Annotated in this window: 10 protein-coding genes and 1 pseudogene; 8 read left to right on the forward strand and 3 right to left on the reverse strand. The window is 73.3% G+C overall.

Annotated features, from left to right (window positions below; translation table 11 throughout):
- The 7 genes and pseudogenes from BMG523DRAFT_RS12920 to BMG523DRAFT_RS12940 all read left to right on the forward strand — a co-directional run.
- Positions 1–1,476 (forward strand): DEAD/DEAH box helicase (locus tag BMG523DRAFT_RS12920; protein WP_235463121.1); only part of this gene is annotated, 1,476 nt, incomplete at its 5' end.
- Between the two features lie 312 nt (positions 1,477–1,788).
- On the forward strand, positions 1,789–1,965 hold the full coding sequence (locus tag BMG523DRAFT_RS25685; RefSeq protein WP_023840775.1) for a hypothetical protein: 177 nt from the start codon (positions 1,789–1,791) through the stop codon (positions 1,963–1,965).
- Positions 1,966–2,071: 106 nt separating this feature from the next.
- Entirely contained in the window at positions 2,072–2,788 is a 717-nt protein-coding gene (locus tag BMG523DRAFT_RS12925) for a hypothetical protein (RefSeq protein WP_051569466.1), read from the forward strand.
- 70 nt (positions 2,789–2,858) lie between these two features.
- Positions 2,859–4,448 carry an aspartate aminotransferase family protein gene (locus BMG523DRAFT_RS12930; RefSeq protein ID WP_368671107.1) on the forward strand — a complete coding sequence of 530 codons (1,590 nt, stop codon included), beginning with the start codon at positions 2,859–2,861 and terminating at the stop codon, positions 4,446–4,448.
- Positions 4,449–4,551: 103 nt separating this feature from the next.
- Positions 4,552–4,749: pseudogene (locus tag BMG523DRAFT_RS12935) on the forward strand (PHP domain-containing protein); the annotation flags it as partial.
- Between the two features lie 11 nt (positions 4,750–4,760).
- Positions 4,761–4,937 carry a hypothetical protein gene (locus BMG523DRAFT_RS25320; protein WP_011437256.1) on the forward strand — a complete coding sequence of 59 codons (177 nt, stop codon included), beginning with the start codon at positions 4,761–4,763 and terminating at the stop codon, positions 4,935–4,937.
- Between the two features lie 133 nt (positions 4,938–5,070).
- Entirely contained in the window at positions 5,071–6,555 is a 1,485-nt protein-coding gene (locus tag BMG523DRAFT_RS12940) for a class I SAM-dependent methyltransferase (RefSeq protein WP_051623864.1), read from the forward strand.
- Positions 6,556–6,613: 58 nt separating this feature from the next.
- Here BMG523DRAFT_RS12940 and BMG523DRAFT_RS12945 read toward each other — a convergent pair whose 3' ends face one another.
- The 3 genes from BMG523DRAFT_RS12945 to lat all read right to left on the reverse strand — a co-directional run bounded on the left by BMG523DRAFT_RS12945 (position 6,614) and on the right by lat (position 11,696).
- Complete coding sequence (locus BMG523DRAFT_RS12945) at positions 6,614–8,305, reverse strand: MFS transporter (RefSeq protein ID WP_011437258.1); 1,692 nt, start codon at positions 8,303–8,305, stop codon at positions 6,614–6,616.
- 246 nt (positions 8,306–8,551) lie between these two features.
- On the reverse strand, positions 8,552–10,237 hold the full coding sequence (locus BMG523DRAFT_RS12950; protein WP_011437259.1) for an aldehyde dehydrogenase family protein: 1,686 nt from the start codon (positions 10,235–10,237) through the stop codon (positions 8,552–8,554).
- Between the two features lie 40 nt (positions 10,238–10,277).
- The gene (gene lat, locus BMG523DRAFT_RS12955) at positions 10,278–11,696 is read right to left on the reverse strand and encodes an L-lysine 6-transaminase (protein WP_235463128.1); all 1,419 of its coding nucleotides are present in this window, start codon (positions 11,694–11,696) and stop codon (positions 10,278–10,280) included.
- A gap of 501 nt (positions 11,697–12,197) precedes the next feature.
- Between lat and BMG523DRAFT_RS12960 the strand changes: the two genes are divergently transcribed.
- A complete protein-coding gene (locus BMG523DRAFT_RS12960; protein WP_043591273.1) occupies positions 12,198–13,913 on the forward strand; it encodes an LppP/LprE family lipoprotein in 1,716 nt (571 codons plus the stop codon).
- Positions 13,914–13,916 lie beyond the last annotated feature (3 nt).

Raw genomic sequence — 13,916 nt, forward strand, 5'->3', positions numbered from 1 at the left:
GCCGGCGGCCGCGGCGCCGGCGGGCGCGGCCCGCGGTACAGCGGCTCCCGTTCCGGTGGCCCGGCGCGCCCGGCCGGACCGACCATCACCACGCGTGAGCCCCGGCCGCCGGCCGAGTCCTTCGAGGCCGCGGGCCTGCCCCGCCGGCTTATCAAGGCGCTGGCCGACCGGGACATCGCCGCCCCGTTCCCAGTCCAGGCATCGACCCTGCCCGACGTCCTCGCCGGGGAGAACGTCCTCGGCCGGGCCCGGACCGGCTCGGGCAAAACGCTCGCCTTCGGGCTGCCGCTGCTCGCCCGCCTGGCCGGCCAGGGGCCGGCCCAGCCCCGCCGGCCCCGTGCGCTCGTCCTCGTGCCGACCCGCGAGCTGGCCCAGCAGGTCAACGACGCGCTTGAGCCCCTGACCAAGGCGCTCAACCTCCGGCTCGCGCCGGTGTACGGCGGGACGTCCATCAGCCGGCAGATCTCCGCGCTGCGCCGCGGTGTGCACCTGGTCGTCGCCACCCCGGGTCGGCTCACCGATCTGGTGGAGCGCGGCGCGTGCGTGCTGGACGGGATCGAGATCACGGTCCTGGACGAGGCCGACTTCATGTGTGACCTCGGCTTCCTGCCCGCGGTGAAGGCACTGCTCGACGCCACTCCGGCGGACGGGCAGCGGCTGCTGTTCAGCGCGACGCTCGACCGGGAGGTCGAGGTGCTCGTGCGCGACTACCTGCCCGACCCGGTCCTGGTCGCGGTGGACTCCGAGGTCTCCCAGGTCACCACGCTCGCCCGGCACGCGCTCGAGGCCGTCGACCGGGCCGCGCAGGTCGCCCTGGTGACCGCGCTCGCCGGCGGCTCGGGGCGCACCCTGGTGTTCGTGCGCACCCAGCGTGACGCCGACTGGGTGGCCGAGTCGCTGAGCCGGGCCGGGGTGCCGGCCGAGCCGCTGCACGGCGGAATGCCACAGGGGGCGCGGACCCGGGCGCTGGCCGGTTTCACCGACGGCTTCTACCGGGTGCTGGTCGCCACCGACGTCGCCGCCCGCGGCATCCACGTTGACGGCATCCGGCTCGTCGTGCACCTCGGTCCGCCGGAGGACGCCAAGACCTACCAGCACCGAGGCGGACGGACCGCCCGAGCCGGCGCCGACGGTGCGGACGTGCTCGTCACCCTGCCCGCCGAACGCGGCAAGGTGCGCGGGCTGCTGCGCGCCGTCGGGATCGAGGCGAGGCCGATCCCGACGACCGCCGACGATCCGATCGTGCTCGAGCTCGCCGGGCCGCCCGCGCCCCGGATCAGCAAGGACGAGATCCCGCTAGCCCGCACGGGCGGCGGGCGGGGACCGCGCGGCGGCGGTACGCCTCGCGGCAACGAGCACCGGCCCGCCCGGCGAGAGGGGCACCGGTTCGGGCGGCCGGCGACCGGGCACGGCCGCCCGCCGCGCCGGGGCGCCGCTCCCGGAACGGCCTCCACCGCACCGGCACCGACAGCCTGACCGCCGGCTCCGGCGCGCCCCTGCGGGCCCGACCGGACGTCCCGCCCCGGCCGCGGGCTCCGGCCGACCGGCCCCGGTTTCGACCGGGCCGGTTGGCCGGTTGGCCGGTTGAACGCGCCTGACCAACGGCTCGCGCATGCTCTGCGCACGATCCGCGCATGCCAGGGCCATCCGACGGCCAATGAAGGGCGCAACGCATCGCCATCGTTCGGATTTGTGGTGTGACCAGGATCACTTGGAGACTTTGCGCGCCACGTCCACTCGATACCGTTTTAGGGACAGGTGTCGGTAACGATGGAAGGAGCGTTGCGCATGGAACAGGATGAGACGACCCACCTGGTCCCGGGGCTTTCCCTACCAGGTCAGCGGGAGACCGGCTCCGGCGTCCTCGACGGCGCGGAGGTCTTCGAGCCGGCCACGGAGACATTCTCGTTCGGGTCCGTCGCAAACCCGAACCGGCTCCGGCTCGGCGCCTCCCGGTCACTGTGACTTCTGGAGGTCGGCCGCCGTCGGGCGGCCGGCCTTGCTGTTTCACCGTCGGCTTCACCGCTGGCGGGTCTGTCGGCCACGAGGAGCGTCGTCCTACCGTCACAGCATGAGCAGCCGCGACGTGACCGCCCCCTCGGTCACCACACCCCCGGTGACCACACCCCCGGTTTCGGCGGACCCGTTCGGCCGGGAGAACCACCGGTCGTTCTGGGCCCAGCTGGACGGGCCGGTGCACTACGTCGACCTCGGGGGGGCCACCCGACGGCCCGCTGCTGCTGTGCGCGCACGGTCTCGGCGGCTCCCACCTCCCCTGGCTCGCCTTCGCCCCACTGCTCACCCCGGTCTGCCGGTCCCCCGCCTCGCCGCGGCGGTCCTCGCGTACCGCCGCGGCCGCTACACCCCCCACCAGCTCGTCGACGAGAACCTGCGGCGGCTCTGCGCCGACCCCGGCCGCGTCCCGCCGGCGGCGATCGCGGCGATGGTGCGCGCGCAGAGCGAGCGCGGCGGGATCCCCGGCGCGGACCAGGCGTACGTGGGAGCGGCGCGCTCGGTCGTCTGGTCACTGGTGCGCCCGGCCTCGCTCGCGCACATGGTCCGCACCGTCCGGCAACCGACGCTGCTCGTCCACGGCTCCGCCGACCGGCTGATCCCGGTGGGCGTGGCACGCCATGTCGCCGCGGAACGCCCGGACTGGCGGGTGGAGATCCTCGACAGGTTCGGCCACATGCCGATGCTTGAGGCGAAGGCTCACCGCCGAGCTGGTGCTGGACTGGCTGGGCCGGGAGGCGGCGCACGCCCGGCGGCGGCGGTGGCGGCCGACTGACGCCGCCGGGCATCGGACCCGCTGGCGAACGATCATCCATCTCGGACGAGGAGATCCACCGATGCGAGGCATGCCGCCCGTTGACGCGCTCCGCGCGGCACTGCGCGCCGCCGCCGGGCATGCCGACGCCTACCTGGCGGGTCTGGCCGATCGTCGGGTCGGCCCCAGCCTGACCGCCGAGCAGGTCCGCCGCCGGCTCGGCGACACGCTGCCGGCAGGCCCGAGCGACCCGGTGGCGGTCATCGACGCCCTGGTCGACGCGGTGGCCGGCGGCCTCACCGCGACCGGCTCGGGCCGCTTCTTCGGCTACGTCGTCGGCGGGACCCTGCCGGCGGCGCTCGCCGCCGACCTGCTCACCGTCGTGTGGGACCAGAACGCCGCCCTGGCCTCCCTCTCCCCGGCCGCCAGCGCCGTCGAGGCGCTGACCGGCCGCTGGATCGCGCAACTGCTCGGCCTGCCGTCGGGGGTGTCCGTCGGGTTCACCACCGGCACCCAGATGGCGCACGTGACCGCCCTGGCGGCCGCACGGCACCGGGTGCTGGCGCGGGCCGGCTGGGATGTCGAGACGGACGGTCTCGCCGGGGCGCCGCCCGTGCGGGTCCTGGTCGGTGCCGCCCGGCACGCCACCGTCGACGCCGCGTTGCGCCTGCTCGGATTCGGCACCCGCGCGACGATCGCCGTCGAGGCCGACGAACTCGGGCGGATGCGCCCCGAGGCGCTGCGGGCGGCCCTTGCCGACGAGAGCGGCGGGAGCGGGCCGACGATCGTGATCGCCCAGGCGGGGGAGGTCAACACCGGCGGGTTCGACCCCTTCGAGGAGGTGTGCGCGCTGGCCCGCGAACACGGCGCCTGGGTACACGTGGACGGTGCGTTCGGGCTGTGGGCGGCGGTGTCGGCGGCGGCGTCCCGGCGCGCCCTCGTCGCCGGGGTCGAGCGGGCCGACTCGTGGGCGACCGACGGCCACAAGTGGCTCAACGTCCCGTACGACTGCGGGATCGCGCTCATCGCGGACCGCGAGGCGCACCGGCGGTCGATGTCGGTCTCGGCGGATTACTTCGTCCTCGACTCCGCCGGCCGGCTCGACCCGGTCGACTGGACACCGGAGTTCAGCCGCCGGGCACGGGCCTTCGCCGTATACGCGGCGCTGCGCTCGCTCGGCCGGGCGGGGCTGCGCGATCTGGTGGACCGGTGCTGCGAGTATGCCAACCGCTTCGCCGTGCGGCTCGCCGCTCTTCCCGGGGTGACGGTGCTGAACTCGGTGGCCGGCCCAGCCGGGTCAGCCGGGTCAGCCGGGTCAGCCGGCCCGGGCCGCGTCGTGGAGCTCAACCAGGTGCTGATCCGGGTGGTGGCAGACCAGGAGGGCGACCGGACGGCGGCCGGGCGGGCGGAGGGCGACCGGCTGACGGCGGCGGTCACGGCCGCGGTGACGGCGAGCGGCGAGGCGTTCGTGAGCGGCACGGTGTGGCGGGGGCGCACGGCGATGCGCATCTCGGTAAGCAACTGGTCGACCTCGGACGGCGAGGTGGAGCGGACGATCGCGGTGATCGAGGCCGCCGTCGCCGAGGCGCGGGGGACGACCGTGCGGGGGACGACCGTGCGGGGGACGACCGTGGCGGCGCCGAGCGGCGGCGGTACGCACCGCGGCGGTATCGCTTCGTAGTACCCGGCAGACACGACGGCGGAGGTGTCCGGACCGCGCGCGCGGGAAGGTCTGACGGTCCAACTCTTCCGTCCACCTTCACGTTCACACCGAGTACTCGACACTGGACGGGGCGGCTCGGCTGAAGGACATGCTCAAAGAGGTCTTCCGCCAGCAGATGCCGGCGGTCGCAATCACCGATCACGGCTACATGTACGGCGCCTACGACTTCCACAAGCAGGCGACGGCGGCCGGCGTCAAGCCCATCATCGGCTGCGAGGCGTACGTCGCGCCGGAATCCCGCCCGCTCAAGCAGCGGGTGCGCCGCTGACGGTGGAGCGGCTGCGGGAGGTTCTCGGCGCCCCTCCCGGGCGGACGGAAGTGCACCTGCGGCTGCAGACCGCGAGCCGCACCACCGTGTTCCGGTTCGACGACGCGCATACGGTCCAGCGCACTCCGGCCCTCATGGGCGACCTCAAGGCCCTGCTCGGCGCCTCCGCCGTGGCCTGAGCGGCGCGGGACGGACCGGAGCATTCCCGCTACCGAGGATCCCGTCGGGGATACGGACATGCAACACCCGACACCGTTGCGGCAGCAGGTTTCCGGGGGACGATGAGCCCAGGTAACAACCGGAGGATGCGCCGTGACGATCAGTCGACAGCCGGCGGAGCACGACCCTGCCGAAGCGACCATTCCGCGCCGGGAGCCGCAGTGGTCACCGAACGTGGCGCGGGCGACGCGCATCTTGTTCGAGAGCCTGATCGGGGACGACCCGCCGGTACGGATCGCGCTGTGGGACGGCTCGGTGCTGGGACCGGACACCACCACCCGGATCCTGGTCCGCTCGCCGGAGGCGCTGCGCCGCATTCTGTTCCGCCCGGGTGAGCTGGGCTTCGCGCGGGCCTTCGTCGCCGGGGAGATCGACGTCGAGGGGGACATCTTCGCCGCCCTCGCGGTGCGCCGAGGCATCGCCGGTGCCGGCTCGCGGCTGACCGGCGCGACCGCCCGCGCCGCCGCGACCCTGCTGCGCGAACTCGGCCCGCGCATGCCGGCCCCGCCGCCCGAGGAGGCCCGGCTGCGCGGCCGGCAGCACACCCGGGACCGGGACGCGGCGGCGATATCCCATCACTACGACGTGTCCAATGCGTTCTACCGCCTCATCCTCGGCCCGACGATGACCTATTCCTGCGGGGTGTGGGAATCGGAGCAGGTCGGCCTGGACGCCGCCCAGAACGCCAAGCACGAGCTGGTCTGCCGCAAGCTGGGCCTGCGTCCCGGCGAGCGGTTGCTGGACATCGGCTGCGGCTGGGGCAGCATGCTGATCCACGCCGCCCGCCACCACGGGGTCCGCGGCGTGGGGGTGACCATCTCGGTGGAACAGGCCACGCAGGCCCGCCGCCTCGTCGCCGAGGCGGACCTCGCCGACGTCATCGAGATCCGCCTGCAGGACTACCGGGAAATCCCGGACGGCCCCTTCGACGCGATCAGTTCCATCGGCATGGTGGAACACGTCGGCCGGGCGATGCTCCCGACTTACTTCGACCAGTTGTACCGGCTGCTGCGCCCCGGGGGGCGCCTGCTCAACCACGGCATCTCGTTTCCCGGCGACCCCGCGGGGGCCCGCCGGGCCCGGCCCGGCCTCGGCCCGGTCCCGTTGCCGAGGGGACGCGACTTCCTCCAGCGCTACGTCTTCCCGGACGGGGAACTACACGAGATCGGGGTCATGGTCTCCCTGATGCAGGCGGCCGGTTTCGAGGCGCGCCACGTCGAGTCCCTGCGCGAGCACTACGCGCTGACCCTGCGGGCCTGGGTACGCCTGCTGGAGAAGAACTGGCCGGCCGCGGTCGGCATGGTCGGGGCGGGTCGGGCCCGCGTCTGGCGGCTCTACATGGCCGGATCGGCGCTGAGCTTCGAGAGCGGGCGGACCCAGATCCACCAGACCCTCGCGGTCCGGCCGGACGCCGGCACCGCCGGCATGCCCCTGCGGCCCCGCTTCGAGTCGCCCACGACCGCACCGAGCCAGTCGACCGCACCGACGCCCACGACCGCACCGACGCCCACGACCGCACCGACGCCCACGACCGCACCGACGCCCACGACCGCACCGAGCCAGTCGACGGCCGGCTGACCCGGCTATGCCGCCCGGGAGCCCGCCCGGGAGCGGCGTCTACGATCGGAAGCGACGCCTATGCCCCGGGAGCGGCGGAGTCCGCCACCGTACGGTCGGACCCTTCGGTGCCGACGCTCTCGGCCCGCCCGGCGACCGCGTCCCCGGCCGTTGACGATCCGACCGTTGACGATTCAGGCATCGACGGCGCAGCGTCCCGGCGCAGCACCACCACGACGGCGATGGCCGTGACCGCCATGACCGTCATGGCAATCAGGGCGGTCACCGACATCGCGTCGACGTAGCATTCCTGTGCCACCCGCAGCAGCATGTCGCCAAGACCACCCGGGTGGAGGCCGCCGGGGAGCCGGTGGGCGACCTCCACCGCACCGCCGAGGGTCTCCCGCGCCGCGTCGACCGCGATCGTGGGCAGGCCGGACGGTGCCCGCGTCGGCACCTCGTTCCGGTAGACGGCGGTGGCGATGCTGCCGAGAACGGCGACCCCGAGCGCGCCCCCGAACTCGATGGCCGACTCGGACAGGGCGGAGGCCGAACCCGCCCGTTCGGGTGGGGCGTTGCCGAGCACGACGTCGGTGCAGATCGTGAGGACGACACCGACCCCGCTGATCAGCACGGCATAGGCGCCGAGCAGCACCGGCAGACCCCCGGAGACGCCGAGCCGACTGGCGATGCCGAATCCCAGCGCGGTGACGACCAGCCCCGCGCCAAGCGCGCCGCCCAGCCGCAGCAGCCGCAGCAGCCGGGGGGCGGCCAGCACAGAGATAATCATTGCGGTCGCCGGCAACATCGTCCACAGTCCGGCGACCAGCGGGGTCAGGCCCGCCACGAGCTGCAGGTACTGAGTGGCGAAGAAGCTGAACCCGACGAGGGCGAACAGGGCGAGGGCGTTGACGGCCAACGCCGTGCGCACGGCACGGGACGCGAACAACCGCGGATCGATCAGCGGTTGGTCGACCCGGCGCTGCCGGACCACAAGGAGGCCACCCAGGATCACACCGACGACGAAGGCGGTCATCGGAACGGCGGTCCAGCCGTGTTCGGCGATGCGCTTCATGCCGTAGACCGCGCTGAGGACGGCGGCGAGGGAGAGCCCGGCGCTGGTCAGGTCGAAGCGGCCGGGACGCGGATCCCGGAACTCGGGCAGGAACGCGAGACCCAGCACCAGCAGCAGGAGCATCACCGGCACATTGATCAGGAAGACGGCACCCCACCAGAAGTGCTCCAGCAGGAAGCCGCCGAGCAGCGGTCCCAGCGCGACACCGCCGGAGAAGCTCGCCGTCCAGATGGCGACGGCGACGCGCCTCTGGTCCGGATCGACGAACAGGACCCGGATGAGCCCGAGGGTCGACGGCATCAGGGTGGCACCGGCGGCGCCCATCGCCGCCCGGGCGAGGATCAGCATGACCGGGCCGGTGGCGTAGGCGGCGAGTACCGACGCGGTTCCGAACACGGCCGCGCCGTAGAGCAGGAGCCGGCGACGCCCGATCCGGTCGCCGACCGTCCCCATCGTGATCAGCAGGCCGGCGAGCACGAAGGAGTAGATGTCGACGATCCAGAGCAGTTGGGCGCCGCTCGGGGCGAGGCGTGCGGTGATGAACGGCAGGGCGAAGTACAGCACGGTCACGTCGATCGACAGCAGCAGGCAGGGCAGGGCGAGTACGGCGAGACCGGCCCATTCCCGGCGGCCGGCCCGTCGTGTGCCGGGGGTCGGCCGCATCCCGGGCATCGGTTGCATCACCAGGTCTGGCATGCGCCGACTATGGCGCGGACCGGCGCCCGGCGCCGGGGCCCAGTCCTGGATGCGGCGAGATGCGACAACGCACCGGGACGGCGGAACCTCCGGACGCCCCGATCCGCCGTGACCAGCCGCGTTGTTCCGCATCGTCGAGAAAACCCCATCGGGTCCATGAGGCGAGACGGCAGCACGGCAGCACGGCGAGACGGCAGCACGGCAGCACGGCGAGACGGCAGCACGGCACCCGTCTCAGTCGGAACGTCACGGGTCCGACAGGCGGAAGGACAGGTCGGCCGGGGGCACGGCCGTGTCGAGTTGGGCCTTCTGCAACCTGCCGGAGTAGTCCCAGTTCATCGACTGCCATCGGGTGACCTGGTCGAGGACCCAGCGACCGGACTGGCGGCTTCCGTTACCGGACCGCCCGTTGCCACCGAAGGGCAGGTGGGCCTCCGCGCCCGACGTCGAGGAGTTGACGCTGACCATCCCGGCCCGCACCCCCCGCCGGAACCGGAACGCGCTCGCCGCATCGCCGGTGTAGATCGACGACGACAGCCCGTAGCCGGGCAGGTTCGCCAGGTCGATGGCCTCGTCGAGGCTGCGGTAGGTGGTAACGCCGATGATCGGACCGAACGTCTCCTCGCGGAACACCTCGTCGTCCGGGCGCACGCCGTCGAGCACCACCGGGTGGTAGTACAGCCCGGAGTCGGGATCGCCGACGAAGCCGCGACGCGGTCCGCCCGGCCACCTTCCCGGCCCTGCCGGTGTCAACGGCGTCGATGAACCGGCCGACGTCCCGAAACCGGCCGACGTGATCCGTCCCACCGCGGTGGACCCGAAGATCCGGTGATGGTCCCGGATCAGGTCGAGATGGTCGGCGAACCCGGCCGCGAACCGGGCGTCGAGCAGCGGCCCGTACAGCACGTCCCGGGTCGGATCGCCGACGACCGCCGCGGACACGGCGGCGTCGAGCCGACGCACGAACTCGGCGTGCACCGACTCGTGCACGATCGCCGTACCCAGCGAGGTGCACCGCTGCCCGGCGGTGCCGAACCCGGCGAACACCGCCGCTTCGACGGCGGCGTCGAGATCGGCGTCGGGCGCGACGACCATCGGGTTCTTCCCGCCGAGTTCCAGGCACGGCGACTGCAGGTACCGGCCGCACAGGGCGCCGATGAACCGGCCGACCTCGGTGGATCCGGTGAAGCCGACCTTGTCGACGACGCCGGCCGCCAGCGCCCGCTCCAGCCCGAGCGACGTCGCCGCGCCGTCGGCGGGCACGAGGTTCACCGCGCCGGCGGGAACCCCGGCGGCGGCCATCAGCTCGACCAGGGCCTGCGCGCAGGCCGCCGCGTACTCGGCAGGCTTCCAGACCACGGTGTCGCCGGCGAGCAGGGCCGGCACGATGTACCAGGACGGCACCGCCACCGGGAAGTTCCCCGCTGTTATCACCATCATCACCCCGACCGGCTCCCGGAAGGTGAACAGCTGCTTGTCCGGCATCTCGGAGGGAACGGTCTCGCCGTAAAGCCGGCGTCCCTCGCCGCGGAAGAACTCGCAGGTGTCGATGATCTCCTGGACCTCGCCGCGAGCCTCGGCCGCCGGTTTGCCGATCTCCCGGGTGACGAGCCGGGCGAGCGCGGCGGCGTTGTCCGCGACGAGCCGGCCGAGATTGCCGATCACGCTTCCCCGGACCGGGGCCGGCACGTCTGCCCAGGTGCGCTGGGCGTCACGGGCCGCCACCGCGGCGGCAAGGATCGTCTCCGGGCCGGCCAGCTCGACCTCGGCGACCACGTCGTCGAGCCGGGCCGGGTTGGTCGAGGGCACCGTCCGGACCGGGGTGAGCTCCGCTTCGGCCGCGCCGGGCGGCGCGCACCCGTCCCGCGGACGTCCGTCCCGCGGACGTCCGCCAATGAGCGCACCAACCCGCCGTGGCCGTACCAGCGTCATGACGATCCCCCATCCGGTCCACCGGGTCCATCCGGCCTATCTAATCCGCCCGGCCCCGCCAATCCCCGTCCAGCCCCGCCAATCCGCCCGGCCCATCGGATCCGCCCAGCCCGTCCAATCCACCACCCGGCAGTCCGTCGAGGACCCGGCCGAGGGCCGCGATCCCGGCGGCGAGCTGCTCGGCGCTCACCGTCAGCGCCGGTCGGAACCGGATGGCCCGTTCCCCGGCGGGCAGCGCGAGGACTCCCTCGCGCACCCGCAGCCGCCGCAGCACCTCGTCCCGGACGGCGCTGCCCGGCAGGTCCACCGCGCAGAGCAGACCGCGCCCACGGGGATTACGCAGCAGCCGGGAGTGGCGGGCCGCGAGCTCCGTCAGCCCGGCAAGCATGCCCACGCCGAGCTCGCCGGCCCGGGCCATGAGCCCCTGTGCCTCGATAATCTCCAGGATGCGGGTGGCGCGGACCATGTCCACCAGGCCACCACCCCAGGTGGAGTTGATCCGCCCGGGCACGCGGAAGACGTTGTCGGCGACCTCGTCGACCCGCCGGCCGGCCATCACCCCGCCGAGCTGGACCTTCTTACCGAACGCGACGACGTCCGGGCGCAGGCCGAGCTGCTGGTAGGCCCACGCCGAGCCGGTGGCGCCGACACCGGTCTGCACCTCGTCGAGCACGAACAGCGCGTCGTGGCGCAGGCAGAGCTCGGCCATCGCGGCCAAGAACTCGGCCCGCAGGTGGTTGTCCCCGCCCTCGCTCTGGATCGGTTCGGCCAGAAAGCAGGCGATGTCGTGGGGATGGGCGGCGAAGGCGGCCTCGGCCTGGCCGAGCGCGACACGTTCCGCGGCAATCACGGCGTCGAGGGCCGGCCCCACGCAGGGAAACATCATCGCCGGGCAGTCAATGCGCGGCCAGTCGAAGACGGGGAAACGCTCGGTCTTGACCGGATCGGTGTTCGTGACCGAGAGGGTGTAGCCGCTGCGTCCGTGGAAGGCGTTCCGCAGGTGCAGAACCCGACGGCCGAGCGCCGCGGGACGGCCGTGTGCCGCGTTGTGCCGGCTCTTCCAGTCGAAGGCGCACTTGAGCGCGTTCTCCACCGCCAGGGCCCCGCCCTCGACGAAGAACAGATGCGGCAACTGCGGATCGCCGAGGACCCGGGCGAAGGTCCGCACGAACTCGGCGTAGGCGACGGTGGCGACGTCCGGATTCGCCGGCTTGTTGACCGCCACCCGGCCTAGCCGGGCGACGAAGCCCGCGTCGTTGACGAGGTCCGGCGGGTTGATCCCGAGCGGCGCCGAGGCGAAGAAGCTGTAGAGGTCGAGGTAGCGCCGCCCATCACGGGCGTCGACGAGCACGCTGCCGCGGCTCATCGCCAGGTCGCAGACGAGGTCGAAGCCGTCGACGAGGACGTGACGACCGAGCGTGCTCAGCACTGCGTCCGCCGCTAGCCCCTCCGCCGGCATCGCGTCCGCCGACCGGGCACCGGACGCAGACACCTGGGCTGACCGCAAGGGCTGGGCTGACCGCAAGGGGACGACCATCCCGCTCTCCTCCCCCCGGACCACTTCCATCCGGATCCCGTCGCCATCCCACGAGCCGTCTCGGCGACGTCGATCTTCCTACGAAGATATCCCTGCAAGATTACGCTACAACCTCTAATTCTTTCGTTCCATACCAAGCATTGGACAAATCTTTGCGCGAAGGTCGTCAGAGCGTAGCGGCGACGCGTCGACCACACCGCGAGCGGCGCGTCGACCACGCCGCACACATAAGGTGGCGGACCCTTGACACAGAGCGAAGGAAACGCCGTCAGATGAGTGCAGGGGACCGCACGGGAGACAATCGGCGCATCTCCACCCCGCACCGTCGCGAGGTGCGCCGGAACCGCCGGGCCACCCCGACACCCGGGCCACCCCGACACCCGGGCCACCCCGACACCCGACGACGGAGAGAAGGCAAGCGGCGTGCTGACGCCCCTGACCACGGACGATCCCCGACGCATCGGCCCCTACCGGCTGGCGAACCGCATCGGCGCGGGCGGGATGGGCGTCGTCTACCTCGGTTTCGGCACCGACGGCAGGCCTGCGGCCGTGAAGGTGCCGTCGGCCGGACTCGCCGACGATCCCGAGTTCCGGTCCCGTTTCCGGCACGAGGTCGACGCGGCCCGCCGGGTCAGGGGCAGCGCCGTCGCCGCTGTGCTCGACGCCGACCTGACCGGGCAACGGCCGTGGATGGCCACGGAGTACGTCGAGGGCAGGAACCTGGCGGACGCGGTCGCCACCCGCGGCCAGCTCGACGATCGACTGGTCCAGGGACTCGCCGTCGGTCTGGCCGACGCCCTGGTCGCGATCCATGCCGCCGGGGTGGTGCACCGCGACCTCAAACCGGCGAACATCCTGCTCACCTGGGACGGCCCGAAGGTCATCGACTTCGGCATCGCCCGCGCCGGGGACAACACGAGCCACACCCGGACGGGAATGCTGATCGGCACCTTGGTCTGGATGGCGCCCGAGCAGCTGCGCGGCGAGCGGGCCGGACCCGCGGCCGACATCTTCGCCTGGGGGGCCTGCGTCACCTTCGCCGCCGCCGGCCGGCCCCCCTTCCGGGGCGAACGGGCGGAGGCGATCGGCCTGCAGATCCTCACCGCGGAGCCCAACCTCGACGAGTTGCCCGCGTCCCTGGTCGGCGTCGTGCGGGCGGCCCTGGACAAGGAGCCGGCGCGCCGCCCCGCCGCCACCGAGCTGCTCGCCCGACTGGTCGGCCACGACGTCCGCTCCCCCGCCGAATCGGACCGGGCCAGCGAGACGGCGCTGGCCCGCTGGTGGTCATTGCCGCCGACCCCGCCGGACGGCGAGGGTCCCCACGGGGGGTACCGCGACGCCGGCTACGGTCCCGATCCCGCCCACCACCGCGCGTCCGCCCACCACCGCGCGTCCGCCCCGCCGACCGTGAGCCACGGCGCTGACGGCTGGGAGGACGACGGGTGGCGCGTCGGGTCGGGCAGAGGCGGGGGCGGCGGGCGGCGTGGAGCCGTCGTGGCGGTGGCCGCGCTGCTCGCGGTGCTGCTCAGCGGGGGCCTCGCGGCGGCCCTGGTGCTCAACCGTAGCGACGACACGCCCACCATCACGGGGTCGACGCCAGACCCGCTGGCGACGGCGGGGACGGCCGCCGGGACGACGGGTCCGTTGCAGGCCGCCGCGCCGCCCGCCACAACCGGGCCCGCATCGGCGCGGGCGCGGGCGTCGGCGTCAGCGAGCCCGACACCGGTGGCGACCACGGTGGCGACCACGGTGGCGACGCTGTCCGCCGCCGACGCCGCCGCCACGGTGCGCCGGAAGGGCTATGAGCCGGACATGAGCACCTACGCGGCCGACCGGCGACTGAACGTAGTGATCGGCACCGGCCAGCCGGCCGGGGACACCCCCCGGCAGCTCGCCTTCGTCTTCGCTGACGGTGAGTACCGTGGCACGGACACGAAGGCACCCAGCGCGCGCATCACCCTCCAGCGCCAGCGCAACGATCATGAAGTCGTGCTGCGCTATGCCACCTACGACCCGCGGGACCCGGTCGATGCCCCGTCGGGCCACGCCGACGTCCGCTTCCGCTGGACTGGCACAATCTTCTCCACCCTGGACAAGATTCCGCCGAGCGACCCGAATGTCTCCGGCAGCCGACGGTAGGGC

The organism is Frankia sp. BMG5.23, assembly GCF_000685765.2.
Taxonomy (GTDB): Bacteria; Actinomycetota; Actinomycetes; order Frankiales; family Frankiaceae; genus Frankia; species Frankia casuarinae.